At 73.5% G+C, this 23,522-nt stretch carries 23 protein-coding genes and 1 pseudogene; 17 read left to right on the top strand and 7 right to left on the bottom strand.

Annotated features, from left to right (window positions below):
• Positions 1-2 precede the first annotated feature (2 nt).
• A complete protein-coding gene (locus ABZ444_RS46430; RefSeq protein WP_357988445.1) occupies positions 3-437 on the bottom strand; it encodes a peptidase inhibitor family I36 protein in 435 nt (144 codons plus the stop codon).
• Between the two features lie 125 nt (positions 438-562).
• Here ABZ444_RS46430 and ABZ444_RS46425 point away from each other — a divergent pair, with 125 nt between their 5' ends.
• The 8 genes from ABZ444_RS46425 (at position 563) to ABZ444_RS46390 (ending at position 8,189) form a co-directional block, all read left to right on the top strand.
• Complete coding sequence (locus ABZ444_RS46425) at positions 563-1,048, top strand: MarR family winged helix-turn-helix transcriptional regulator (RefSeq protein ID WP_358010691.1); 486 nt, start codon at positions 563-565, stop codon at positions 1,046-1,048.
• A gap of 79 nt (positions 1,049-1,127) precedes the next feature.
• Positions 1,128-2,567 carry a DHA2 family efflux MFS transporter permease subunit gene (locus tag ABZ444_RS46420; protein ID WP_358010690.1) on the top strand — a complete coding sequence of 480 codons (1,440 nt, stop codon included), beginning with the start codon at positions 1,128-1,130 and terminating at the stop codon, positions 2,565-2,567.
• A gap of 33 nt (positions 2,568-2,600) precedes the next feature.
• Positions 2,601-3,077: a TIGR03618 family F420-dependent PPOX class oxidoreductase gene (locus ABZ444_RS46415; protein ID WP_358010689.1), complete on the top strand. Its 477-nt coding sequence runs from the start codon at positions 2,601-2,603 to the stop codon at positions 3,075-3,077.
• 357 nt (positions 3,078-3,434) lie between these two features.
• The gene (locus tag ABZ444_RS46410) at positions 3,435-3,779 is read left to right on the top strand and encodes a hypothetical protein (RefSeq protein WP_358010688.1); all 345 of its coding nucleotides are present in this window, start codon (positions 3,435-3,437) and stop codon (positions 3,777-3,779) included.
• 98 nt (positions 3,780-3,877) lie between these two features.
• Positions 3,878-4,960 carry a dihydrodipicolinate reductase gene (locus tag ABZ444_RS46405; RefSeq protein WP_358010687.1) on the top strand — a complete coding sequence of 361 codons (1,083 nt, stop codon included), beginning with the start codon at positions 3,878-3,880 and terminating at the stop codon, positions 4,958-4,960.
• Positions 4,957-5,493: a carboxymuconolactone decarboxylase family protein gene (locus ABZ444_RS46400; protein WP_352325308.1), complete on the top strand. Its 537-nt coding sequence runs from the start codon at positions 4,957-4,959 to the stop codon at positions 5,491-5,493. The genes ABZ444_RS46405 and ABZ444_RS46400 overlap by 4 nt, the downstream gene beginning before the upstream one ends.
• 1 nt (position 5,494) lies before the next feature.
• The gene (locus tag ABZ444_RS46395; RefSeq protein ID WP_358010685.1) at positions 5,495-7,108 is read left to right on the top strand and encodes a GMC oxidoreductase; all 1,614 of its coding nucleotides are present in this window, start codon (positions 5,495-5,497) and stop codon (positions 7,106-7,108) included.
• Positions 7,109-7,205: 97 nt separating this feature from the next.
• Positions 7,206-8,189, top strand: a complete 984-nt coding sequence (locus ABZ444_RS46390; protein ID WP_358010684.1) for an alpha/beta hydrolase — start codon at positions 7,206-7,208, stop codon at positions 8,187-8,189.
• Positions 8,190-8,238: 49 nt separating this feature from the next.
• Here ABZ444_RS46390 and secD read toward each other — a convergent pair whose 3' ends face one another.
• From secD to ABZ444_RS46370, 4 genes are all read right to left on the bottom strand, one after another.
• A complete protein-coding gene (gene secD / locus ABZ444_RS46385) occupies positions 8,239-10,476 on the bottom strand; it encodes a protein translocase subunit SecD (protein WP_358010683.1) in 2,238 nt (745 codons plus the stop codon).
• 38 nt (positions 10,477-10,514) lie between these two features.
• Positions 10,515-10,880: a hypothetical protein gene (locus ABZ444_RS46380; protein ID WP_358010682.1), complete on the bottom strand. Its 366-nt coding sequence runs from the start codon at positions 10,878-10,880 to the stop codon at positions 10,515-10,517.
• 55 nt (positions 10,881-10,935) lie between these two features.
• A complete protein-coding gene (locus ABZ444_RS46375) occupies positions 10,936-12,546 on the bottom strand; it encodes an amidase (protein WP_358010681.1) in 1,611 nt (536 codons plus the stop codon).
• 151 nt (positions 12,547-12,697) lie between these two features.
• A complete protein-coding gene (locus ABZ444_RS46370) occupies positions 12,698-13,825 on the bottom strand; it encodes an esterase-like activity of phytase family protein (protein ID WP_358010680.1) in 1,128 nt (375 codons plus the stop codon).
• Positions 13,826-14,031: 206 nt separating this feature from the next.
• Between ABZ444_RS46370 and ABZ444_RS46365 the strand changes: the two genes are divergently transcribed.
• Complete coding sequence (locus ABZ444_RS46365; protein WP_358010679.1) at positions 14,032-15,894, top strand: ABC transporter ATP-binding protein; 1,863 nt, start codon at positions 14,032-14,034, stop codon at positions 15,892-15,894.
• Between the two features lie 6 nt (positions 15,895-15,900).
• On the opposite strand, the gene ABZ444_RS46360 is transcribed toward ABZ444_RS46365, so the two are convergent.
• Together ABZ444_RS46360 and ABZ444_RS46355 are read right to left on the bottom strand one after the other, a co-directional pair.
• Positions 15,901-16,443 carry a GtrA family protein gene (locus ABZ444_RS46360; protein WP_358010678.1) on the bottom strand — a complete coding sequence of 181 codons (543 nt, stop codon included), beginning with the start codon at positions 16,441-16,443 and terminating at the stop codon, positions 15,901-15,903.
• Between the two features lie 97 nt (positions 16,444-16,540).
• Positions 16,541-16,795, bottom strand: a complete 255-nt coding sequence (locus tag ABZ444_RS46355; RefSeq protein ID WP_358010677.1) for a hypothetical protein — start codon at positions 16,793-16,795, stop codon at positions 16,541-16,543.
• Between the two features lie 131 nt (positions 16,796-16,926).
• Here ABZ444_RS46355 and ABZ444_RS46350 point away from each other — a divergent pair, with 131 nt between their 5' ends.
• From ABZ444_RS46350 to ABZ444_RS46315, 8 genes and pseudogenes are all read left to right on the top strand, one after another.
• Positions 16,927-17,937: an ABC transporter substrate-binding protein gene (locus ABZ444_RS46350; protein ID WP_358010676.1), complete on the top strand. Its 1,011-nt coding sequence runs from the start codon at positions 16,927-16,929 to the stop codon at positions 17,935-17,937.
• Positions 17,934-18,974 carry a methyltransferase gene (locus tag ABZ444_RS46345; RefSeq protein WP_358010674.1) on the top strand — a complete coding sequence of 347 codons (1,041 nt, stop codon included), beginning with the start codon at positions 17,934-17,936 and terminating at the stop codon, positions 18,972-18,974. Before ABZ444_RS46350 ends, ABZ444_RS46345 begins: the two co-directional genes overlap by 4 nt.
• A 148-nt stretch (positions 18,975-19,122) precedes the next feature.
• Positions 19,123-20,205 (top strand): hypothetical protein, encoded by a 1,083-nt coding sequence (locus ABZ444_RS46340; RefSeq protein ID WP_358010673.1) that lies wholly within the window; start codon positions 19,123-19,125, stop codon positions 20,203-20,205.
• Positions 20,202-21,479: a hypothetical protein gene (locus ABZ444_RS46335; RefSeq protein WP_358010671.1), complete on the top strand. Its 1,278-nt coding sequence runs from the start codon at positions 20,202-20,204 to the stop codon at positions 21,477-21,479. Before ABZ444_RS46340 ends, ABZ444_RS46335 begins: the two co-directional genes overlap by 4 nt.
• Positions 21,476-21,862, top strand: a complete 387-nt coding sequence (locus ABZ444_RS46330) for a hypothetical protein (RefSeq protein WP_358010670.1) — start codon at positions 21,476-21,478, stop codon at positions 21,860-21,862. Before ABZ444_RS46335 ends, ABZ444_RS46330 begins: the two co-directional genes overlap by 4 nt.
• A gap of 45 nt (positions 21,863-21,907) precedes the next feature.
• Positions 21,908-22,516 carry a helix-turn-helix domain-containing protein gene (locus tag ABZ444_RS46325; protein WP_358010668.1) on the top strand — a complete coding sequence of 203 codons (609 nt, stop codon included), beginning with the start codon at positions 21,908-21,910 and terminating at the stop codon, positions 22,514-22,516.
• Positions 22,513-22,713, top strand: coding sequence for a ferredoxin (locus tag ABZ444_RS46320; RefSeq protein ID WP_358010667.1), 201 nt, complete (start codon positions 22,513-22,515; stop codon positions 22,711-22,713). Before ABZ444_RS46325 ends, ABZ444_RS46320 begins: the two co-directional genes overlap by 4 nt.
• Before the next feature lies 1 nt (position 22,714).
• Positions 22,715-23,522, top strand: a pseudogene (locus tag ABZ444_RS46315) (cytochrome P450); the annotation flags it as partial.

Genomic DNA, 23,522 nt, shown 5'->3' with positions numbered 1-23,522 from the left:
GGTCAGCCGTGGGAGTCGGTGGTCGCGGCGCGCTTGATGGTCAGCTCGTCGCCGCCGATGGAGCAGGAGGGCCCGTTCGGGCCGCCGAAGCGGACGGAGTCGAAGAAGTCGCGGAAGGTGATGTAGAAGTTGCCCTTGCCGCGCGGGCCGGTGACGGCCGAGCAGCCGCCGTAGTCGGCCTCGGAGTAGAGATGGATGAGCGTGTCGGTGCGGTTCCAGTCGGACTTGGCGCGGTCGCCCATGCCGAGGGCCGCCAGGTTGGCCGTGCTCGCCTGGAGCTGGACGATGTCGCCGGTGCCGTCGAGACCGGAGAACAGGCAGTAGTTGCCCTCCTGGCAGCGGTCGTACCCCGTCGCCGCCTGGGCGGGGGACGCCACTGCGGCCAGCGCGGCCACGGCGATCGGTAACGCCAGAACGTGAAACTTCTTGCCCACCATGCCTCCATGGACGAAACTTTCCTTCGATCCGAACATACCTAGTGAGATCAACTTGCGCTAGACCGTCAGGGCGGACGTTCTTCAGCGGATAATCCGCTACGGGATGAGTTGGTAGCCTCGACGACATGACTTCGATGGCGCCCTCGCGTACCGAGCACGACCTGTCGTTCCTGCTCGACCACACCAGTCACGTGCTGCGCACCCGGATGGCGGCGGCCCTGGGCGAGCTGGGGCTGACCGCGCGCATGCACTGCGTGCTCGTGCACGCCCTGGAGGAGGAGCGCACGCAGATCCAGCTCGCCGAGATCGGCGACATGGACAAGACCACGATGGTGGTGACCGTCGACGCCCTGGAGAAGGCCGGGCTGGCCGAGCGGCGGCCGTCGAGCACCGACCGGCGGGCCCGGATCATCGCCGTGACCGAGAAGGGCGCGCAGGTGGCGCGGCGCAGCCAGGAGATCGTGGACGGCGTGCACGCCGCGGCCCTCGGCTCGATCCCGGGCGACGAGCGGGAGGTGCTGGTACGCGCCCTGAACCGGCTGGTCACCGGCCACCTGGAGACCCCGGCCGAGGCTCCGCAGCCGGTCCGGCGGGCCAGGGAGCGCGGCTGAATAGTTCCGTCACATATCGTCTGTAACGAAACTATCTGCTACGGTCTCTCCTGTTGCGCCCCTTGAACAGGAGACGACCATGTCCCTCACCTCCCGGCACACCGCCCTGGCCGTGTTGTCGACGTCCGCCTTGATGACCATCCTCGACGGCAGCATCGTCACCGTGGCCATGCCCGCCATCCAGCGCGACCTCGGGTTCTCCCCCGCCGGGCTGAGCTGGGTGGTCAACGCGTACCTGCTCGCGTTCGGCGGGCTGCTGCTGCTCGCCGGACGGCTCGGCGACCTCGTGGGCCGCAGGACGATGTTCCTGGCCGGGAACGCGGTGTTCACCGGCGCGTCCCTGCTGGCCGGCGTGGCGAACAGCGAGGGCCTGCTGATCGCCGCCCGGTTCCTGCAGGGCGTCGGCAGCGCGATGGCCTCGGCCGTCGTGCTCGGCATCCTGGTGACCCTGTTCACCGAGCCGCGCGAGCGGGGCAGGGCGATCGCGGTCTTCAGCTTCACCGGCGCGGCCGGCGCGTCGATCGGGCAGGTGCTCGGCGGCGTGCTCACCGACGCGCTGAGCTGGCACTGGATCTTCTTCATCAACCTGCCGATCGGGCTGGCGACGATCGTGCTGGCGCTGCCCGCGCTGCCCGCCGACCGGGGCCTCGGCCTCGCGCGGGGCGCCGACGTGACCGGCGCGCTGCTGGTCACCTCGGGCCTGATGCTGGGCATCTACACCGTGGTCAAGGTCGAGGAGCACGGCTGGCTCGCCACCCACACCCTGGCGTTCGGCGCGGTGTCGCTGGCCCTGCTCGCCGGGTTCTTCCTGCGCCAGGCCACCGCGCGCACGCCGCTGATGCCGCTGCGCGTGCTGCGCTCCCGCAACGTGGCCGGGGCCAACGTCGTGCAGATGCTGGCGCTGTCGGCGATGTTCGCCTTCCAGATCATCGTCGCGCTCTACATGCAGAAGGTGCTCGGGTACGGCGCCCTCGCCACCGGGCTGGCGATGCTCCCGGCGGCCGTGGCGATCGGCGGCGTGTCGCTGTTCGTGTCGGCGCGGCTGAGCGCCCGCTTCGGCGCGCCCGCCGTGCTGCTGGCCGGGCTGGTGCTGCTGCTGGCCGCGATGGCCTGGCTCACGCGGGTGCCGGTGGACGCCGACTACGTCACCGACCTGCTGCCGGTCATGGTGCTGATCGCGGGCGGCGGGCTGGCGCTGCCGGCGCTGACCACGCTCGGCATGTCGGCCGCCCGCGCGGACGACGCCGGTCTCGCCTCGGGGGTGTTCAACACCACCCAGCAGATCGGCATGGCGCTGGGCGTGGCCGTCCTGACCACGCTGGCGGCCTCCCGTACGCAGGAGCTGCGCGCCGGCGGGGCGGCCGAGGCGGCGGCGCTGACCGGCGGCTACCACCTGGCCTTCGCCACCTCGGCCGGTCTGCTCGCGACGGCCGTCGTGGTCGCCCTGGCCGTCCTGCGCCGTCCCCGCGCCGCCGCGTCCGCCGAGGCGCCGCGGATCGACCAGCCCGCCGCCCTCTGAACCCCTTCTCACCGCGAAACGGAGCCGATCATCATGACGGAGCACACTTACGGCCCCGGGCAGGGCCCCGGCGCCCGCCCTCTCACCGAGGACGAACTCCTGCGGATCCTCGACCGCCAGCCCTTCGGCGTGCTGGCGACGCTCAAGCGCGACGGCCGCCCCCACCTTGCCTCGATGGCCCTGCGCTGGGACGCCGCCGGACGCGTCCTGCGCATCTCCTCCGCCGAGGGCCGCATCAAGGTGCGCCACCTGCTCGCCGACCCGCAGGCGACGGTGCACCTGCAAGGCGACGACATCCTGTCGTACGCCGTCGCCGAAGGACGGGCGGAGGTCTCCGAGCCGTCGCTCACCCCGGGCGACGCCACCGGACGCGAGCTGCTGGAGATGGCCGGCGGCTTCCCCGACCCGGCGGACGAGGCCGCCTTCCTGGAGGAGATGGCCAGGGGCCGCCGCCTGGTCATCAGGATCCGGGTGGACCACCTCTACGGCATCGCCCTGGACGCCGCCTGACCGACCCCCGGTTGCCGGGAGCCGGAGGGCGGGCGAGGATGTCGCGATCGACAAGGGGAGGTCGTCGTATGCCGGTCCCGGGCCGTCCGCTCGTGGTACTGCTGGTGGGGGCGCCCGCGACTTCGACGGCGACGGCCGCGACGACGTCGCCCTCGGCTGTCTCGGCACCACCGGCCGGGTGCACGTCCTGTCGGCGGGCCGGGTCATCCACGTCCCCACCCCGCCGGGGAACCGGATGAAGGGCTTCGGCTGGTCGGTGACCATGGCCCACGTCAACGACGACCGCGCGACGACGACGGCGAACCCTGCGCCGGCTTCGGCGACGGCCTGGTGTACGTCCCGGGCACCGGGCCGGCCGTGTTCTCGCCGCCATGCGGCCGGCTGCGGTTCTACGACCTCGGCCTCAAGGCCATCCGCACGGTTACGGACCTGCGGGAGCCGTGGGACGCGGAGCTGGCCGCCTCCGCCGACGGCCGGGTGGCGGCCCTGGGCGGCGACCACGGCGACCCGGCGTCGTTGCTGCTGTCCCCGAGGGACGCGGCGCGGGACCGCCGGCTCACGGGCGACTACCTCGCCGACACGGCGCACCGGGGGATCGCGTTCGGCGGGGGCCGGATCGTGGTCACGATGCAGGGGGCCGCCGACGTGGCCCTCGTCGACCCCGCCACCGGGAAGGCCGACCTCGTCAAGACCGCCACCTGAGACCTGTTCATCAAGGCCGTCGAGGGCTGAGAACGTCCGTGCGGCCGGCCGGTCGCGGGGCCCTGTACACCAAACCAAGCGCTTGCTACGCTCCGCCCATGACGTCCACCGTGGTGTGGGGTACCGGCAACGTCGGCCGCGCCGCCATCAGGGCCGTGGAGGCCCATCCCGACCTCAGTCTCGCCGCCGTCATCGTGCACTCCCCCGGCAAGGCCGGCCGCGACGCCGGGGAGCTCGCCGGACTCGGCCGCGACCTCGGCGTCACCGCGACGGACGACGCCGCCGCCGTCCTGGCCGCGCGTCCCCGTGCCGTCGTGTACGCCGCCTCCGGCGACCTGCGTCCCGACGACGCCCTGGCCGACGTCCTGCGGGCCGTCCGGGCCGGCGCCGTCGTCGTCACGCCCTCCCTGTACGCCCTCTACGACCACCGCGGCGCACCGCCCGAGCTGCGGGAGCAGGTGCTGGCCGCCGTCGCCGAGGGCGGCGGCTCCCTGTTCGCCTCCGGCATCGACCCCGGCTGGGGCAACGACCTGCTGCCCCTGCTGCTCAGCGGCCTCGGCTCGGTCGTGGACGCCATCCGCTGCCAGGAGATCTTCGACTACTCCGGCTACGACCGCCCGGACGCGGTCCGGTACATGGTCGGCATGGGCCAGCCCATGGACTACGAGCCGCCGATGATCGCGCCCACGGTCCCGTCCATGGTGTGGGGCGGCCAGGTACGGCTGATGGCGCGGGCCCTCGGCGTCACCCTGGAGGAGATCCGCGAGGTCGTCGAGCGGCGTGCGCTCGACCGTACGGTCACCACCGCCCGCATGGGCGTCTTCGAGGCAGGCACCCAGGGCGCGGTGCGGTTCGAGGTGCAGGGCGTCGTCGAGGGCGAGCCGCGCATCGTGATCGAGCACGTCACCCGCGTGCACGCCGCCTGCGCCCCCGACTGGCCGCTCCCCCCGGACGGCGGCGACGGCGCCCACCGGGTGATCGTCGAGGGCCGCCCGCGGATCGAGGTCACGATCGAGGCCACCGACGAGGGCGGCAACCGTTCGGCGGGCGGGAACGCCACCGCGGCGGGCCGGCTGGTGAACGCCATCGACTGGCTCGCCGCCGCCCCGCCCGGCCTGTACGACGCGCTCGACGTCCCGCTGCGCCCCGCGTCCGGCCGGCTCGGAAGGAAGCACCCATGATCGTCGACGTTCCCGGCGGCAAGGACCCGATCGCGTACGTCTGGGGCGAGCTGGTCCCCGGCATCGGGACCGCCGCCTCGAAGTTCTCCATGGCCGTCTACGCCCACACCACGCTGGGACTGCGCGAGTTCGAGGCGGCCCGGCTGCGGATCGCGCAGATCAACGGATGCGTCTTCTGCCTCGACTGGCGCACCGAGCGCGACGGCGTCAAGGTCGAGGACGGCTTCGCCGACGCGGTCGCGGACTGGCGCGCCACGGACGCCTTCGACGCGCGCACCCGGCTCGCCGCCGAGTACGCCGAGCGCTACGCCCTGGACCACCACGGGCTCGACGAGGAGTTCTGGTCCCGGATGACCGAGCACTACAGCCAGAACGAGATCGTGGAACTGAGCATGAGCATCGGTTCCTGGTGGGCCTTCGGCCGGCTCAACCACGTGCTGGGCCTCGACACGGCCTGCATGCTGACCGGCGGCCCGGCACCCTCCGTCAGACCGACCGAGTCCGCGTCAGACCGACCGAGCGAGGGCACGTGACATGAACACCAGCCGCCGCACCTTCATCGCCGGAACCGCCTCCCTCCTGGGCGCCGCCGCACTGCCCGGCCGCGCCGCCGCCGCCACTGCCGCCACTGCCGCCGTCGCCGACGGGCCGATCGCCGACGGCGCCCGCGTCCCCGTCCTGGTGATCGGCACCGGGTACGGCGGCTCGGTGGCCGCCCTGCGCCTGGCCCAGGCGGGCGTCGAGGTGCACATGATCGAGATGGGCATGGCCTGGGACACGCCCGGCTCGGACGGCAAGATCTTCTGCAACACGCGCGAGCCCGACTATCGCTCGTACTGGCTGCGCACCAGGACCAAGGCGCCGCTCAACTACTTCCTCGGCTTCCCCATCGACCGCGACATCCCCCGCTACACCGGCATCCTGGACGCCGAGGAGTTCGCCGGCATCACGGTCTACCAGGGCCGCGGCGTCGGCGGCGGCTCGCTGGTCAACGGCGGCATGGCCGTCACGCCCAGGCGGGAGAACTTCGCCGCCGTGCTCCCGTCGGTGGACGCCGACGAGATGTACGGCGTCTACTACCCGCGCGCCAACTCCGGCCTCGGCGTCGGCCTGGTGGACCCGGCCTGGTTCGACACCACCGCGTGCTACCAGTACGCCCGCGTCGGCCGCAAGCACGCCCAGCGCTCCGGCTTCCCGTTCACCTTCGTCCCGGACGTGTACGACTGGGACTACATGAAGCAGGAGGCGGCCGGCACGGCCACCCGGTCGGCGCTGGCCGGCGAGATCCTCTACGGCAACAACCACGGCAAGAAGTCCCTGCAGAAGACCTACCTGGCGCGGGCCCGCGCGACCGGCAGGGTGACGATCTCGCCGCTGCACCAGGTCACCTCGGTCGCCCCGGCGGCGGGCGGCGGCTACACCGTCCGGATCGACCAGCTCGCCACCGACGGCTCGGTCACCGCCGCCAAGACCGTCACGGCCGCCCGGGTGTTCTTCGCCGCGGGCAGCGTCGGCACGAGCAAGCTGCTGGTCAGGCTGAAGGCCACCGGCGCGCTGCCGGGGCTGGGTGACGAGATCGGCAAGGGCTGGGGCGACAACGGCAACGTCATGTGCGGCCGGGCCAACCACCTGTGGGACCCGACCGGCAAGCTGCAGTCGGCCATCCCGTGCGCGGGCATCGACAACTGGACGGCCGGGGGCGCGTTCGCCGAGGTGGCGCCGCTGCCGACCGGGATCGAGACGTACGCCTCGTTCTACCTGTCGATCACCAACACCCCGCGCCGCGCCCAGTTCTCCTGGAACGCCGCGACCGGCAAGGTGGACCTGAGCTGGCAGACCGCCTGGAAGCAGACGTCCATCGACATGGCGAAAACGATCTTCGACAAGATCAACGCCAAGGAGGGGACGATCTACCGCACCGACCTGTTCGGCGTGTACAAGATCTGGGGCGACCACCTCACCTACCACCCGCTCGGCGGCGCGGTGCTGAACAGGGCCACCGACAACTACGGCCGCCTGACCGGCCACCCCGGCCTGTACGTCATCGACGGCTCGCTGATCCCCGGCAACACCACGGTGAACCCGTTCGTCACCATCACGGCGCTGGCCGAGCGGAACATCGAGAAGATCATCGCCACCGACCTTTAGCGCAGGGTTTGCCGAAACGGCAACGGAGTTGGCGGGCGGCGGCACGGGCCGCGCATGATCCTGGTGACAGGTTCGGACTCATGTGCGTGGAGGATCAATGTCGCAGCCCACCCCGGTCGCCGAGGGCGTCCACCGTCTGGTGCCCTCCCCCGCCGGCCGCGTGCATCTCGTGGAGGCGGGGCAGGGGCCGCTGGTGCTGCTGGTGCACGGCTTTCCCGAGTCCTGGTACTCCTGGCGGCACCAGCTCCCGGCGCTGGCCGCCGCCGGGTACCGGGCGGTGGCGGTCGACGTGCGCGGCTACGGCCGCTCGTCCAAGCCGGCGGACGTGGCCGCGTACCGGATGACCGAGCTGGTCGAGGACGGCGTGGCCGTGGTGCGGGCGCTGGGCGAGCGGAGCGCGATGATCGTCGGCCACGACTGGGGCGCCTCGATCGCGGCCCACAGCGCCCTGCTGCGGCCGGACGTCTTCCGCGCGGTCGCCATGCTCAGCGTGCCGTACACGCCGCGCGGCGGGCCGCGTCCCACCGAGGCGTTCGCCGCCATGGGCGGGACGGACGAGTTCTACGTCAGCTACTTCCAGACGCCCGGCCGGGCCGAGGCCGAGATCGAGCCGGACGTCCGGGGCTGGCTGGCGGGCACGTACGCGGCCCTGTCCGCCGACACCATGCCGGGCGAGGACGCGCCCCACCCGCTGTTCGTGGCCCCGGGCGGCAGGCTGCGCGACCGGTTCCCGGCGCACGGCACGCTGCCCGGCTGGCTGAGCGAGGCCGACCTCGACTTCTACGCCGCCGAGTTCGAGCGCACCGGCCTGACCGGCGGGCTGAACCGCTACCGCAACATGGACCGCGACTGGGCCGACCTCGCGCCCCACGACGGCGCGCCGATCGTCCAGCCCTCGCTGTTCGTCGGCGGCGCGCAGGACGCCACGACCCGGTGGCTCTCCGGCGCGATCGACGCCTTCCCCACCACCCTGCCCGGCCTGGTCTCCTCCCGCCTCCTGGACGACTGCGGCCACTGGATCCAGCAGGAACGCCCGGACGAGGTCAACGCCATCCTCCTGGACTGGCTCGCCCGGCTCTGACCTGCGACGCCGCGGGCCCGCCCGTGGCGAGGCGGGCCCGCGGCGCCGGTCACAACACCGCTCCCGAGCCCTCGCGGGGCCGCCGGGCGGCCTTGGGCGCGGGCGGCTGGGGGGCCGGGCGGCGGTCGTACCGGGCCAGGCCGATGGCCGCGGGGCCGGCCACGAACGACGACGTCAGCGTGCCCACGACGATGCCGGTGACCAGCGCGATCGCGAAGTCACGCAGCGAGTCGCCGCCGAAGGCGGCCAGCGCGACCAGCACGAACAGCGCGCCTAGCCCGGTGTTGACGGTCCGCGGCACGGTCTGCAGGATCGCCGTGTTCACCGCCTCGGCCAGCGGCGCGGTGCGGCGGGCGGCCCACAACTCGCGCACCCGGTCGAACACCACCACCTTGTCGTTGACCGAGTAGCCGACCACGGTCAGCATCGCGGCGAGGAACACGCCGTCCACCGGCTTGCCGAACCAGGCGAACAGCCCGATCACCACGGCCAGGTCCACCAGCAGCGCCAGCACGGTCGCCGTGCCGAACGTCCACCAGAAGCGCACCGCCAGGTAGAGCAGCTGCGCCGCCACGGCCACGCCGAGCGCGATGACGGCGTTGCGGCGCAGCTCCTCGCCCAGCGTGGGGCCGATGAACTCGTCGCGCACCTTGCTCACCTCGCCGCCCTGCCCCTCCAGCGCTGCCTGCACCTTGGCCGGGTCGAGCTGCCCGGCGCGCACGGTCACGCCGTCGGCGGCGGTCTGCACGACCGCGCCCGGGTAGCCGGCCTCGCTCACGAGCCGCCTGGCCGTGTCGGCCTCGACCGGCCTGGAGGTGCCGAACTCCACGAGCCGGCCGCCGGTGAACTCGACCCCGAAGTCCAGGCCGCGGGTGAACAGCCCGGCCAGCGCCGCGACGACCAGGCCGCCCGCGACCGCCAGCCACAACTTCCTGGCCTTCATGAGCTGGGGGTTCCGGCGGGCCAGCCACGTCCGGACGGCGCCCGGTGAGCCCAGGCCCGACAGGCGCGGCCCGATCCGGCCGATGACGGCCTGGGTCAGCACGCGGGTGATCAGCATGGCCGACACCAGCGAGGCCAGCACGCCGATCGCCAGCGTCACGCCGAACCCCTTGACCGGCCCGGAGGCCAGCCCGAACAGCAGCGCGGCGGCGATGAGCGTGGTGACGTTGGAGTCGGCGATGGCGCTCCAGGCGTTCTTGAACCCCCGGTTCAGGGCCGGGGCGAGCCCGCGGGCCGGAGCCAGGCCGTACTCCTCCCTGGCGCGTTCGAAGACGAGCACGTTGGCGTCGACCGCCATGCCGATGGCCAGCACGAACCCGGCCAGTCCGGGCAGCGTGAACGTCGCGCCCATCGCGACCAGCGCGGCGTAGGAGATCAGGCCGTAGCAGGTGAGCGCGATGGCGGCGAGCAGGCCGGACAGGCGGTAGATCACGATGATGAACAGGGCGGTCAGCACCAGCCCGGCGATCGCGGCCTTGACGCTGGCCTCGATGGCGTCGGCGCCCAGCGTGGGGCCGACCGTCCGCTGCTCGACCAGGTCGAGCGGCACGGGCAGCGCGCCGCCCTTGATCAGCACGGCCAGGTCGCGGGCCTCCTCGTGGGTGAAGGACCCGGTGATCTCGGTGTTGCCGCCGGGGATGCCGGCGCCGCACGGCACGGACGGGTCGAGCTGCGGCGAAGAGATGATCTTCTTGTCGAGCACGATGGCGACGCGCCGCTTCGGGTCGCCCGCCGGCTGGCAGGCGGCCGCGCCGGTCATCCGCTGCCAGGCGTCGGCGTCGCGGAAGTCGACCGTGACCGACCAGCCGGGCCCGCGCTGCGGGTCGCTGCGCTCGGTGGCGTCGCTGACGCCGTCGCCGCTGATCGCCACCGGGCCGAGCGCGAGCGGGCTCCCGCTCTCGTCGGGCAGCGCGGTGGCGTCCCCGGCCTTGCCGGGGCCGGTGACCGGGTGGAAGGCGAGCTGGGCGGTGCGGCCGATGACCTCGGCCGCCTTGCTCGGGTCGAGCACGCCGGGCAGCTCGACGATGATCCGCTTCTCGCCGGAGCGGGCCAGGGTGGGATCGACGACCCCCAGCGCGTCCGCCCGGCGGCGGAGCACGTCGAGGGCGCGGTCGGTGGCCGAGGAGTCGGCCTTGACCGTCGGGGAGTCTCTGGCCTCGAAGACGAGCTGGGTACCGCCGCGCAGGTCGAGGCCGAGGCGTGGCGTGGCGGTGAGGGACAGGATGATCGAGGTCGCGATGACGGCGAACGCCGCCAGCGCGCGCCACATGGGCGCACGTGACATGAGGCCTCCACAGGCTCAGGTGTGCGGAAGAGGGATCTTCAGAGCACCGTGGAGGGAGGCGCGCGGGCCGCCGCCGCGCCCCTGGGGCGGTCGGCGGCGGCGCGCAGGACGGGCCGCCGTACGACGGCCGACCAGACGTGGAGCAGCCGGGCCGGGGCCGCGGCGGGCGACGCCTGCCCGCCGGGCCCGGCCTGGTCGTGCCCCGCCTGCCTGACCTGCGCGAGCGGAGGCGGCGGCGGTGTGGAGCCGAGCTTGGCGACGGCGGGCCGGTCGGCCGCCGCCTGGATCGCCGTGACCTGTGTGACGACCTGTGTGACGGCCTGGGCGGCGACCTGGGCGTGGCCCGTGACCGGAAGCAGCCATGACAGGACGAGAAGCAGCGCGGCGGGCAGCCTGGTGCGCACCTCGCCTCCCTCCCGTCGTGACCGTCGCCCCTACCGTAGCCCGCCGCCGGGCCGCTCAGGGCAGGGTGCGCAGGTACCGCGGCGGTTTGCGGACCTGAGCGGCCTGCTCGAAGGCGTATCCGAGGGCGATCAGGGACGGCTCGGAGAAACGCCCGCCGAAGAAGGTGACGCCGAGCGGCAGGACGTCCCTGGCGTACCCGGCCGGGACGGTGACCGCCGGGTAGCCGGAGATCGCCGAGGGCGCGGAGGAGGAGACGAAGCCGGTGAAGTCGTCGCCCTTGGTCAGGTCGGTCAGCCAGGCCGCGTGGTTGGTGGGGGCGAGCAGCGCGTCGAGGCGGCCGTCGACCATCGCCGAGTCGATCGCGCGGCGGGCCAGCGTGGTGGCCTTGTCGCGGAGGGCGCGGTAGGCGGGGTCGTCCAGGTCGCCGGTGGTGGCCTGGGCCTGCTCGAAGATCTCCTGGCCGAAGTACCGCAGCTCGGTCCCGGCGTGCCGCCGGTTGAAGTCGATCAGCCCGGCCAGGTCGGCGGGGTGCCGTCCGGGGGTGGCGGCCAGGTAGGCGTTCAGGTCGTGCTTGAACTCGGTCAGCAGCGCCGGGAACTCGGCCTCGCCGGCCTGGTCCATGCCCTCCAGCTCGACGTCCACCACGGTCGCGCCGCGGGCCCGGAGGGTGGCGACGGTGGCGTCCAGGGCGGCGCGCACCTCCTGGTTGTCGCCCGCGACCGAGCGCCACACGCCGACGCGGGCGCCGTTCAGCGCGCCGGGACGCAGGGCCTTGAGGTAGTCGCGGTCGCCGCCCGGGACGGTCGCGGGGTCGCGCGGGTCCGGCCCCTGGATGACCGAGAGCACGGCGGCGGCGTCGGTGAGGTTCCTGGTGATCGGCCCGGCGGTGTCCTGCCGGGCCGAGAGCGGCACCACGCCGGCCCGGCTGACCAGCCCGAGCGTGGGCTTGATGCCGACCACGCCGTTGATCCCGGCCGGGCAGACGATCGAGCCGTCGGTCTCGGTGCCGATGGTGACGGCGGCCAGGGTGGCGGCGGCGGCGACCGCCGAGCCGCTGCTCGACCCGCAGGGGTTGCGGTCCAGGACGTAGGGGTTGTTGGTCTGTCCGCCGATCGCGCTCCACCCGCTGGAGGACGGGCTGGAGCGGAAGTTCGCCCATTCCGACAGGTTGGCCTTGCCCAGGATCACCGCGCCGGCCGCACGCAACCGCTGGACGAGGAACGCCTCCGCGGCCGGCCGGGCGCCGAGCAGCGCCTGCGAACCGGCGGTGGTGCGGAGCGGCGCGGCGGTGTCGATGTTGTCCTTGAGCAGGACCGGGACGCCTTCCAGCGGCCCGTGCGCGCCCCGGCGGCGACGCCGGTCGCTGCGCTCGGCCTCGCCCAGCGCGCCGGGGTTGGTCTGGACGACCGCGTGCAGCAGCGGGTCCACCGCGCGGATGCGGTCCAGGTAGAAGCGGGTCAGCGTCACCGCGTCGAAGCGGCCGCGGTCCATGGCGCGTTGCAGGTCGAGCACGGTGGCACGGTCGAGGTCCAGCCCGCGCAGGACGGTGCCGGCGGACGGCGGGGCCGCCTCGCGCGCGTGCGCGGGGACGGCCGCGGTTAAGCCGGCGGCGAGCGCGAGCGCCAGAGCGGCGGCCGCCCGGCGTGCGGGCTTCAGGAGAGTCATGGCTGTCGAGCGTAGTCATGATGCTTTCCCGGGAAAATATTCCAATTCGTATATATCCGCCGCCCTCGGTCCGGGCCCGGCCCCGCGCACGCGGAGCCGGACCGGCGGCGAGGCGGGCCCGCCTACGCGGTCCCGGACCGGCGGCGGGGCGTCAGGGGCAGCCCGTGGCGGCGAAGGCCGTGAACTGGCTGACCTCGTTCCTGCTGAAGTTGTCGTCCGAGCCGATCACCAGCGTGCACTCCCCACTGGCCAGGCGCGGCCCCCACGACATGGCCTCCAGGTTCTGCACCGGCGGCCGGAAGTCGCCCAGGTCGTAGACCAGCCGCTTGCTCACCGGCCGGTACCCCGCGCTCAGGTCGTCCTGGTTGAGCACGTTGGTCGCGCCCGTCACGTCGATCTCGTACAGCTTGACCTTGTAGTCGACGCCCTCGATCCAGGAGCGCTCCAGGGCCAGGTAGCGGTGGTCGTCGATGGGCAGGATCTCCGAGACCCCGCTGTCGGACTCGCCGGTGGGCGGCACCGGCGCGGCCGGCAGCGCGTCGACGGGGTAGACGTACTGGCCGCGCGGGACACCGCGCCGGTCCCACACGGTGAGCCGGGCGGGCGCGCCGTGCCCGACCGTGGACGGCTCGCCGTCCTCGTACCGCGGGCCCTCGGTCATCGCGGTGATCCGGCGGGCGGTGACGGCCAGGCCCTCGAAACCGGCGTTGCGCCGCGGGCCGTGCTCGGTGGTGGTCAGGCGCAGGTTGCCCGGCAGGCGCAGGTCGCCCAGGTGCCGGCCCTGGAGGTCGGCGGCGCGCACGCCGGAGGCGGCCAGCGGCAGGTCGGGGTGGCCGGCGTCCGGGCGGTCGCCCTCGTCGCCCCACAGCAGGCGGCCGGACCAGCGGTCGTACCTGATGGCCTCGGGGTCGGCCGAGCCGCGCTTGCCGTAGCCGGGGTAGGGGGTGCCGTCCCGCCTGGTCAGCGTGGTCACCCCGGTCAGGCTGATGCCGGTGAACGCGCCCGAGTCCCGGTCGATGTCCAGCCGGGCGGTGTAGAAGCGGGCGGGACCGTAGCGCCAGCGGTCGTCGGAGATCAGGTACCAGGCGCCGGTGCGCGGGTCGCGGTCGATGCCCGACACCCCGCCGACGGTGGTGCCGTCGAACTGCGTCAGGTACGGCAGCCGCTGCTCCCCCAGGTACCGGGTGATGTGGACCTCCTCCCGCGGGGCCGCCCAGGCGGGCTGGGTGACGCTCATGGCGACCGCGCACGCGACCGCGAACCCCGTGATTCTTCGCATTCCGTCCCCTGTGTCGTTCTGGTTACGTGGAGTGACCGGGGGACATGAAATCGTGCCCGCGCCCGCCGGGGCGACCGGGACACGCCGCCGCCCGCGCGTCTTTGCCTGGCGGGCCATGGACAGGCGGGTGGCGCACGGGCCACCGTCCTGTCACTCGGCCGCGCGAAGCGGCGGAAACCGTCGGTGCCCGCCCGCACACTCAGCGCATGCCCGATGAGCCTCTGGAACTCGGTGAGATCACCGTCTCCGACTGGTACGCCCACAACGACAAGATGGCCGAGGTCGGCTTCCTGACCATCGCCAGGCGCCTGCCTTCGCTCGTGACCCAGGCGATGCGCATGTCCTGGCGGGCCGGCCCCCGCGACACCGTGGCCACCATCGCGCTCAACCTCCTCGGCGGCGTCTTCACCGCCTTCGGCCTGCTGGCCACCACCGGCGTGCTGAGCGCCCTGTTCAGCGAGGGCCCGACCCCCGACCGCGTGCTGGCCGCCCTGCCCAGCCTCGTCCTGGTCGGCGCGGCCGCCGTGCTGCGCACTGTGGTGCAGGCCGGCGCGGGCTGGGCGCAGTCACGCCTGACCCCGCAGATCTCCCGCCACACCGAGGAACGCCTCTACGGCCTGACCAGCCAGGTGGAGCTGGTCGCCTACGACGACCCGGAGTTCCACGACAGCCTCGAACGCGCCAACATCCGCGGCGTCAGCGTGGCGAGCGCGGTGGTCGGCTCGGCCATCAACGTCGTCACCGCGACCGTCGGCATCGCGGCGGCGGCCGGTGTGCTCGGCGTGCTCCACCCGGTGCTGCTGCCGCTGCTGCTGCTGGCCGTGCTGCCCGACGCGTGGGCCACCGTGCGCGGCGCCCGTATGCGCTACTCGACGATGTACTCCCTCATCCCCGCCCGCCGGCGCAAGTGGATCATCGCCGAGCTGCTGGCCGACCGCGAGCCGGCCGCCGAGGTGCGCTCGTTCACCATGCGCGGCTTCCTGCTGCGCATGTACGACGCCGTCGCCAGGGCCGAGCAGGAGGTGCTGCTCACCCTGGCCAGGCGCCAGACCCTGGCCGGCCTGGTCGGCGAGGCCCTGGGCGGCCTCGGCACCGCGCTGGTCTACGTCGCGCTGGGCGTGCTGCTGGCCGTGGCGGCCATCCCGCTCGCGGTCGCGGGCACCGCGGTGCTGGCCATCAGGACCGGCCAGTCCTCGCTGGCCAACCTCCTGTACGCCACCAACCGCCTCTACGAGGACGGCCTCTACTTCACCGACTTCCTCCAGTTCTGCGCCGACGCCGAGCGCCGCGTGCCCGGCTCCCGCTCCGCGGCCGTGCCCGAGGGGTTCGAGCGCATCGTGGCCGACGACGTGACGTTCACCTACCCGGGCGCCGACCAGCCGGCGCTGCGCGGGGTGACGGTCGAGATCAAGCGCGGCGAGGTCATCGCGTTCGTGGGCGAGAACGGCTCCGGCAAGACCACCCTGGCCAAGATCCTGTCCGGCCTGTACGAGCCCGACACCGGCACCGTCTCATGGGACGACGTCGACCTGGCCGACGTGCCCCCCGACGACCTGCGCCTGCGCACGGCCGTCATCGCCCAGGACCACACCCGCTGGCCGCTCACCGCCCGCTACAACATCACCATGGGCACCGACAAGGGCGAGCCCGCCCTGGTCGCGGCCGCCTCGGTCGCCGGCGCCGACGAGGTGGTCGCGGGCCTGCCGCACGGCTACCGCACGCTGCTCGACCGCCGCTTCAAGGACGGCTGCGAGCTGTCCGGCGGCCAGTGGCAGCGCATCGCGGTGGCCCGGGGCTTCCACCGCGACGCCGACCTGCTCATCTGCGACGAGCCCACGGCGGCACTCGACGCCCGCGCCGAGCACGCCCTGTTCGAGCGCATCCGCGACCACTCCGAGGGCCGCACCGTCCTGCTCATCACCCACCGCCTGGCCAGCGTGCGGTACGCCGACCGGATCTACGTCCTCGACCACGGCAAGGTCACCGAGCAGGGCGACCATGAGGCGCTGATGGCGCTCAACGGCCTCTACGCCGACCTCTACACCCTCCAGGCCGCCGCCTACCGCTGACCCTTCCTATCGCTGACCCTGCCGGACGCCGGACCTGCGGGGCTTGCGCTTGGCCACCGGCAGGGTGCGCCGTCCGTGGTACCGGGGGACGGCAGCCGGCCGCACGCCGACGGGGTGGGTCTTCTCGTCGGGGAAGACCCACTTCCGCAGCGCCCAGAAGCGGAACACCATGGCGATCAGCGTGCCGACCAGCTGCGCGCTCACGAAGTCGGCGATCTCCTGGGCCGCCACGCTCACGTCGGGGACCTCCAGGCGGAACACGTACCGGGAGATCCACAGCGGCGCCGAGCTGAGCACCAGACCGATGCCGCTGACCAGGAAGAACAGCCCCGCCTCATGACGGCGCTCGCGACCGCCCCTGAGCCGGAACGACCACTCGCGGTTGAGCACGTAGGACACGATCGTCGCCACGAGCACCGCGATGATCTTCGCGGTCACCGGCTTCGGTTCCAGGACGGTCAGCTTCAGCCCGTAGAACACCGCGTTGTCCACCACGAACGTCGCTCCGCCGACCACCGCGAACTTCAGCAGTTCACGGTGCCTCAGCACGAGCGCCTGCAGCGGCGCCGGTAATCTCGCGAGTACTGCTTCTGCGATTCGGAGCACTCTCGATCTTCTCATCCGTCCGGACCGCGGAAGACGACGCTCACCCCGGCCGGCGCAGCGGCCCGGCCGGCACGGCCTCGGCCAGCGCCTTGTACCCCGCCGGGTTCAGGTGCAGGTGGTCTCCCACGTCGTAGGCGGGCAGCAGGTTGCGGGGGGCCGCCGGGGCGCGGGCGACGCCGATGTCGTTGACACCCTCGAAGACGATCAGCCAGGCCAGGCCGCTCCGCGCGAGGCGAATATTTCTCCCGGACGGTGTTCCGGACCCGGGGTCAACAGCCGGGCGCGCTTCTGACACGGCGGCCATCCCGTTCTGACCGGGCGTTGCAAGGCGGGCCTCCCGATGGTGCACTCAAGGACGTTGGTTCCGACCTGTGTTCAGGCCGCCAGCGGGAGCGAGGGCCGGCGGCGGACCTCGAAGGGAGAACCGTGAGACGATTACGTCCCCTGCTGCTGTTCCTGCTCGCCGCCCTGGCCGCCCTGGTCGCGGCCTGCGGCGGGGCCGCGCCCGGCGGCCCGCGGGCGACCGGGTCGGGCGCGCCGCCGGAGAAGATCAGGATCGGCGTCATCCCGATCCCCGACAGCGCGCTGGTCTACCTCGCCCGCGACCGCGGCTACTTCGCGGCCGAGGGGTTGTCGGCCGAGCCGGTGACCGTGCAGGGCGGCGGCCCGGCGATCGACCGGATGAGGGGCGGCGCCCTGGAGTTCGGGCTGGTCAACTACGTGACGGCGGTCCTGTACCAGCGGCGTGAGCCGGGGCGGCTGAAGCTGGTCGCCGACGCCTACCACGCCGCGCCGGGCGCGTTCCAGCTCTTCGTGGCGCCCGGCAGCCCGATCAGCAGCCCGCGCGACCTGCGGCGCTCCGGCGGCGCGAAGAAGAGTATCGCGGTGGCCACGCTGCGCTCGGTCGGCACGCTGAGCGCCGAGACCGTGCTCGCGGCGGCCGGGGTGCCCGCGGACGACGTCGCGTTCAAGGAGATCCCCCTGCCCGACATGCCGGCCGCGCTGGCCGCGCACGCGGTGGACGTGGCGTGGATGACCGAGCCGTTCATCACCGCCTACCGCCGGCAGGGCGGCCGGTCGCTGGGCGACGCCATGGCGAACGTCCCCGCCGGGTGGCCGATCGCGGGGTGGGCCACGACCGCCTCGTACGCGGCCGCGCATCCCCGGGCCGTCGCCGGGTTCCAGCGGGCCATGGCGCACGCCCAGCTCGACGCGCGGGACCGGAGGCTGGTCACCGGGGTGCTGGGCACGTACACGAAGATCCCGCGTGAGGTGCTGCCGACGATCACGCTCGGCACGTTCCCCGCCGCGCTGGAGCCCGAGGGGCTGCAGTCGGTGGTGGACACCATGGTGAGGTTCGGTTACCTGCCCGCGCCGCTGCGGGCCGAGAGCATGATCGTCCGGCCGGCCTGGGAGTCGGGGAAGGGGAACCCATGAGCGAGACGCCGGAGCGGGCGCGGGTGCTGCGCCTGATCGACGACTTCATCCTGTACGCCGCCGTCCGCGCCGCCCTGCGGCTGTCGGTCTTCGACCTGCTGGCCGCCGGGCCGTGCGCCGTGCACGAGCTGGCCGACGAGATCTCCGCGGGCGGCACCGGCCGTCCCGACGAGCTGCTGCTGGGCCGCCTGCTGCGGGCGCTGGAGCACCTGCGGCTGGTCGAGCGGGACGCCCGCGGCCGCTACCTGCTCACCGGCGAGGGCGACCTGCTCACCAGCGGCCGGGACGACTCGCTGGCCCCCGCCGCGCTGATGTGGGGCGAGGAGCTGTGGCGCGACTCGGCCGACCTGCTGCACCGGACGATCACCAGGGGCGAGCCCGCCGCGCTGGAGCTGCACCAGGTGGACTCCCCCTACGCCTGGCTGAGCGCCCGGCCCGCGGCCGGCGCCCTGTTCAACGAGTTCATGGCCACCCGCAGCGTCACCGTGGCCCGCGCGCTCGCCGAGCAGGACGTGACCGGCGTGGACGCGGTCGCCGACATCGGCGGCGGCACCGGCATCGTCCTGGCCACGATCCTGGCGGCCCACCCGCGGCTGCGCGGCGTGCTGTTCGAGCTGCCCGAGGTGGCCGCCCAGGCCCGCCGTCACCTGGACGGGCGGGCGGGCATCACGGTGGCCGAGGGCGACATGTTCACCGACCCGCTGCCCCGGGCGGGCCTGTACCTGCTGGGCAACATCCTGCACAACTACCCCGACGAGCAGGCCGCCAAGCTGCTGGCGCGGCTCGCGGCCCTGATGGACGGCCGCGCCGAGCTGTGGATCGTGGACGCCGTCCTCGACGACGACCCGCACCGCTCGCCCACGTCGGCGGTCGCGCTGGACATGAAGATGCTCACGCTGTTCAGCGGCGGCCAGGAACGCACGCTGACCGAGGTCGAGAGCCTGCTGGGGGCCGCTGGGCTGCACGTCGCCCGCACCGAGCCGCTCCCCCACGGGCTGCACCTGGTGGTGGCCGGGCAGCGCCCGGCTTCTCCGTGAGACCCCGGCCGTCGCGCACATCCGGCGGCCGTCGGCGAGACTGGCGGCCACGGGCGGTGGCCCGGGCCGCTCGGTGATGGTGATCTTGGGCTTTCCGCCACCTCGCGGCTTCTGGAAGTATTCGATCATGGAAGAAGGGAGACGCGAAGTGGCAGAGGCCAACGCGGGCGTACGGCGATTACTTGCGGACTCTGGGGAGCCGCGCGGATGGGTCCCGCTCCGGGCGGATCTCGTCACGGCGCTGCTGGGGGTCTGGTTCGGCGTCGGACTGATGATCGACGCCTGGGCGCACAGCAATCGCAGCGACCTGGAGACGTTCTTCACGCCGTGGCACGCGGCGTTCTACTCCGGGTTCGCGGCGGTGTCCGGCTGGATCATCTGGCAGGTGTTCCGCAACGTGCGGCTCGGCCGGCAGGGAGTCGCGGCCGTTCCCCAGGGTTATCTGGCCGGGCTGGTCGCCATCCCGGCGTTCGCGCTCTTCGGGCTGGCCGACATGACCTGGCACACCGTGCTCGGCATCGAGACCAGCGTCGACATCCTGTTCAGCCCGTCGCACCTGGGGCTGATCGTGACCATGCTGCTCATCATCACCACGCCGCTGCGGTCGGCCTGGAACGCCCCCGACGTGGGCGTCCGGCCCTCGCTCCGGCGGCTGTTCCCGGCGCTGGCCGGGCTCGCGTTCGCGGCCACGCTGGTCTCGCTGTTCCTGTCGTACGGCGACGCCCTGCAGTACCGGTCCGCGCGCATCGTCGAGGCGTTCTCCAGTGTGGACGGGCCGGGCGCCGAGCATCTGGCCACCTCCATGGTCATCAGCAACGTCGTCCTGCTCGCCCCGGTGCTGCTGGTGGCCCGGCGCTGGAACCTGCCGTTCGGCGCGGTGACCGTCATGTACACGATCGCCGTCCTGATGCCGGGTGCGCAGACGGCGTTCGAGAACGCGCCGACCCTGCTCACGTTCGTCGCCGCGGGCCTGGCCAGCGACGTGCTGATCCGCCTGCTGCGTCCGTCCGGCGCGCGGCGGGGCGCCTACTGGGCCTTCGCCGGGCTGTCGGCCTTCGTCACCTGGTCGCTCTACATCGGGGTCGCCTCGGCGGCCGGGGGCGGCCTGCCCGCGGTGCCCGAGCTGTGGACCGGCGCGCCGGTGGTGGCCGGGCTGATCGGCCTGGCGCTCGGGGCGCTGTTCCTGCCGAACGCGCTCCCCGCGGACGCGGCCGACGCCGGACGGGCATGATCCGGCCGCTCCGGGTCCTCTGTCTCGTCGCCGTACTCCTGCTCGCGGGCGCCGCCCCGGCCGCGGCCCACAACGTCACGGCCGGTGCGGACCTGCGCTTCGCCCAGACCATCGCCGGCGCCGAGCTCACGGTCGTGATCAAGGGCACGTCGCGGGTGCCGGGGCCGCTGCTGATCGGTGTGATCGCCTACGAGCCGGCGACCGGGCCGCCGATCGGCCTGGAGGTGCGCTCGGTCGAGGACGGCCACAAGGTGACGGGCACCGCGCAGCCGTCCGCCACTCCCCGGTACGTCAAGCTCACGGTCGAGCGCACCGGGCCGCACGAGCTCAGGCTGACGGCGGGGGACCAGGTCGCCGTGCTGCCGTTCCGCGTCCTGGTGGACCGCGGCTCCGCGGGCGAGTTCCTGATCTACGGCGGCCTGCTGGTCGCCGGGCTGCTGCTGGTGGGCGGCCTGCTCACCGGGGCGCTGTCGCGCAGGACCCCGGCGATGCTGCTGGCCGGGGGCGCGGCGGCCGCGGTGACGGTGGCCGCGATGGTCGTGGTGTTCGAGCCTTCCCTCCCACCTCCACTGCCGGACGGCGCCGCGCCGGCGGTCAGCGCGCCGGCCCTCGGACGGCCCTTCGCGCGGGGACGGGTGACGACCGTCCCGGCCCGTCCGGCGGCCGGCGAGGAGTTCACGCTGCGCCTCGACCTCACCGACGGCTCGACCGGGCATCCGGTGGACGACCTCGTCCTGCACCACGAGGCGCTCGCCCACCTGGTGGTCACCAGCGAGGACGGCGCCTACTTCCGGCACCTGCACCCGCTGCGCACCGCGCCGGGACGGCTGGAGGTCCGGCTGCGCGCCGACCGGCCGGGCCGGTTCCTGGCCTACGCGGAGCTCGAACGCGAGGACTCCGGCGGCCAGCTGCTCGACGGCGAGTTCCGGGTCGCCGGGCACGCGGTGGCCGCCCCGCCGCCCGTACCGGCCGCGACGGGGGGCACGCCGGTGGTGCGGCCGTCCGTGCCGGTCGCGGGGCGTCCGGCGGCGATCGAGGTGGCTCTCGGGGTCACGCCGCGGCAGTGGCTGGGCATGTCGGGGCACCTGATCGTGCGCAGCCAGGACGGCGCGTTCCTCGGCCACGTGCACGAGATGGGCGCGCCCGCGCCGCGGCTGCGCTTCACGTTCAGCTTCCCGGCGCCGGGCCGCTACCTGGCCTGGGCGCAGTACGCGGCCGGCGACCGGATCGTGACCGTGCCCTTTACCGTCGAGGTCGCGGAGGCTCTCGGATGAGGCGGATCCTGGCCGTCGCCGCCCTGCTCGCGGCGGCCCTGGCGGTGTTCCTGTACGTGCGCGGCTCGGCGCCCGGCCCGCTCACCCTCACCAGCACCGGCGAACGGTACGCCGTCACGGTCCTGATCCCGAGGCCGACGACGGGCCGCGTCACGGCCGAGGTGCGGGTGACCGCCGGCGACCCGCACACGGTGGCGCTGTCGACGGTGATGCCCGGCATGGGCCACGCCACCCCGGAGATCGTCGCCGATCCGCGGCAGCCGGGCCGTTATCTGGCCGAGGGCGAGCTGTTCCCGATGGCCGGGGTGTGGGAGCTGTCGGTCCGGCTGAGCGGCGCGGCGGGAGAGGAGGTGCTGGTGGTGAAGGCACCGATCACGGGATGAGGGGCCGCTCTTGACGTATGAAATGAACGATCTTTTAATTCGTCCATGGGACGTATCGCCGGCGTCACCGCCGCCGAGACGCGGGAACGCCTGCTGCGCGCCGCCGCGGACGTCTTCGCCAGGCGCGGCTACGACGGCACCCGCGTCGCCGACATCGCCGCCGCCGCCGGGGTGAGCAACGGCGCCCTGTACGCCCACTTCGGTTCCAAGGCCGGCCTGCTCGTGGCCGCGCTGGGCGCGCACGGGCGGCGGCTGCTGGCCGGCCTGTTCGCCGACGACCCCGATCGGCCGGTCGCCGACCTGCTCGTCGCCGTCGGCCGCCGGCTCCCCCGCCCCCTGGACGCCGGCGGCGACCTCATCGTCGAGGCGCTGGTCGCCGCCCGCCGCGACGAGGACGTGGCCCTCCCCATGCGCGACTACGTCGGCGAGCGCGCCCGCCGGCTGGCCGGCCTGGTCCGCGCCGGCCAGGACGGCGGCGAGCTGGACCACGCGCTGTCACCGGAGGCGATCGCCCATTTCTGCCTCCTGCTCGCGATGGGCAGCGCGCTCATCGCCCCGGACCCCCACCAGGTGGACGAGGAGGAGTGGGCCAGGCTGCTCATCCGCGTCGTCGCCGCCCTCTCCCCCGCCCCACCGCACGAAGGAACGCCGTGAGAGTACAGATCGACCCCGAGCGCTGCCAGGGACATGGCCGCTGCTACGACCTCGCCCCCGACCTGTTCGGCGAGGACGACGAAGGTTACGGAACGGTCCTGCGCGACGGCGAGGTGCCGCCCGGCCAGGAGCGCACGGCGCGGCTGGCCGTCTCCAACTGCCCGGAGCGGGCGATCGACCTGCTCGGGGAGGCGTGACATGAGCGTGGACGAGCGCTTCGTCAAGGGCTTCGGCGAGCCCGGCGACGACGAGGAGATCGGCACCCGCAGCGAGATCGTCACCGGCCCGGTCTCGGACTGGGCCACCGACTTCTCCCACCTGGAGCCGGAGTGGGCCGCCGACCCGTACCCGATCCAGGACGACCTGCGGCGGCGCTGCCCGATCGCGCACACCGACCGGTTCGGCGGCGGCTGGCTGCCCACCCGCTACGAGGACGTCGCGGCCGTCGCCTACGACACCGAGCGGTTCTCCTCACGCTCGATCATCATGAGCAACTTCCGGCCGCCGCGGGAGAGCGCGCCCGTGGGCGGCACGCCGCCGATCTCCTCCGACCCGCCCTTCCACCACGACGCGCGCAAGCTGCTGCTGCCCGCCTTCACCAAGACGGCGGTCGCCAGGCGGGAGGAGTCGACGCGGGCGCTCTGCCACGAGCTGATCGACGGCCTGGAGGGCCAGGACGTCGTGGACGCGGCCCGCGACTACGCCCAGCACATCCCGATGCGGGTGATCGCCGACATGCTGGGCTTCCCGCCCGAGGACGGCCCGCGCTTCCGCGAGTTCATCGAGAACGCCCTCGAAGGCGTCAACCTGCCGCCCGAGCAGCGGACCGCCAACATGGGACGGCTCTTCGACTACCTGCTGGACCAGATCCGCGACCACGTGGCCCACCCGCGCGACGACCTCACGACGTACCTGGTCGAGGCCGAGCTGTACGGCCACAAGCTGGAGGCCGGGCACGTGGCGGGCACGATCGCGCTGCTGCTGATCGCGGGCATCGACACCACCT

This window comes from Nonomuraea sp. NPDC005730 (assembly GCF_040630865.1).
Classification (GTDB): Bacteria; Actinomycetota; Actinomycetes; order Streptosporangiales; family Streptosporangiaceae; genus Nonomuraea.
This window is presented reverse-complemented; position numbering and strand designations above follow the sequence as displayed.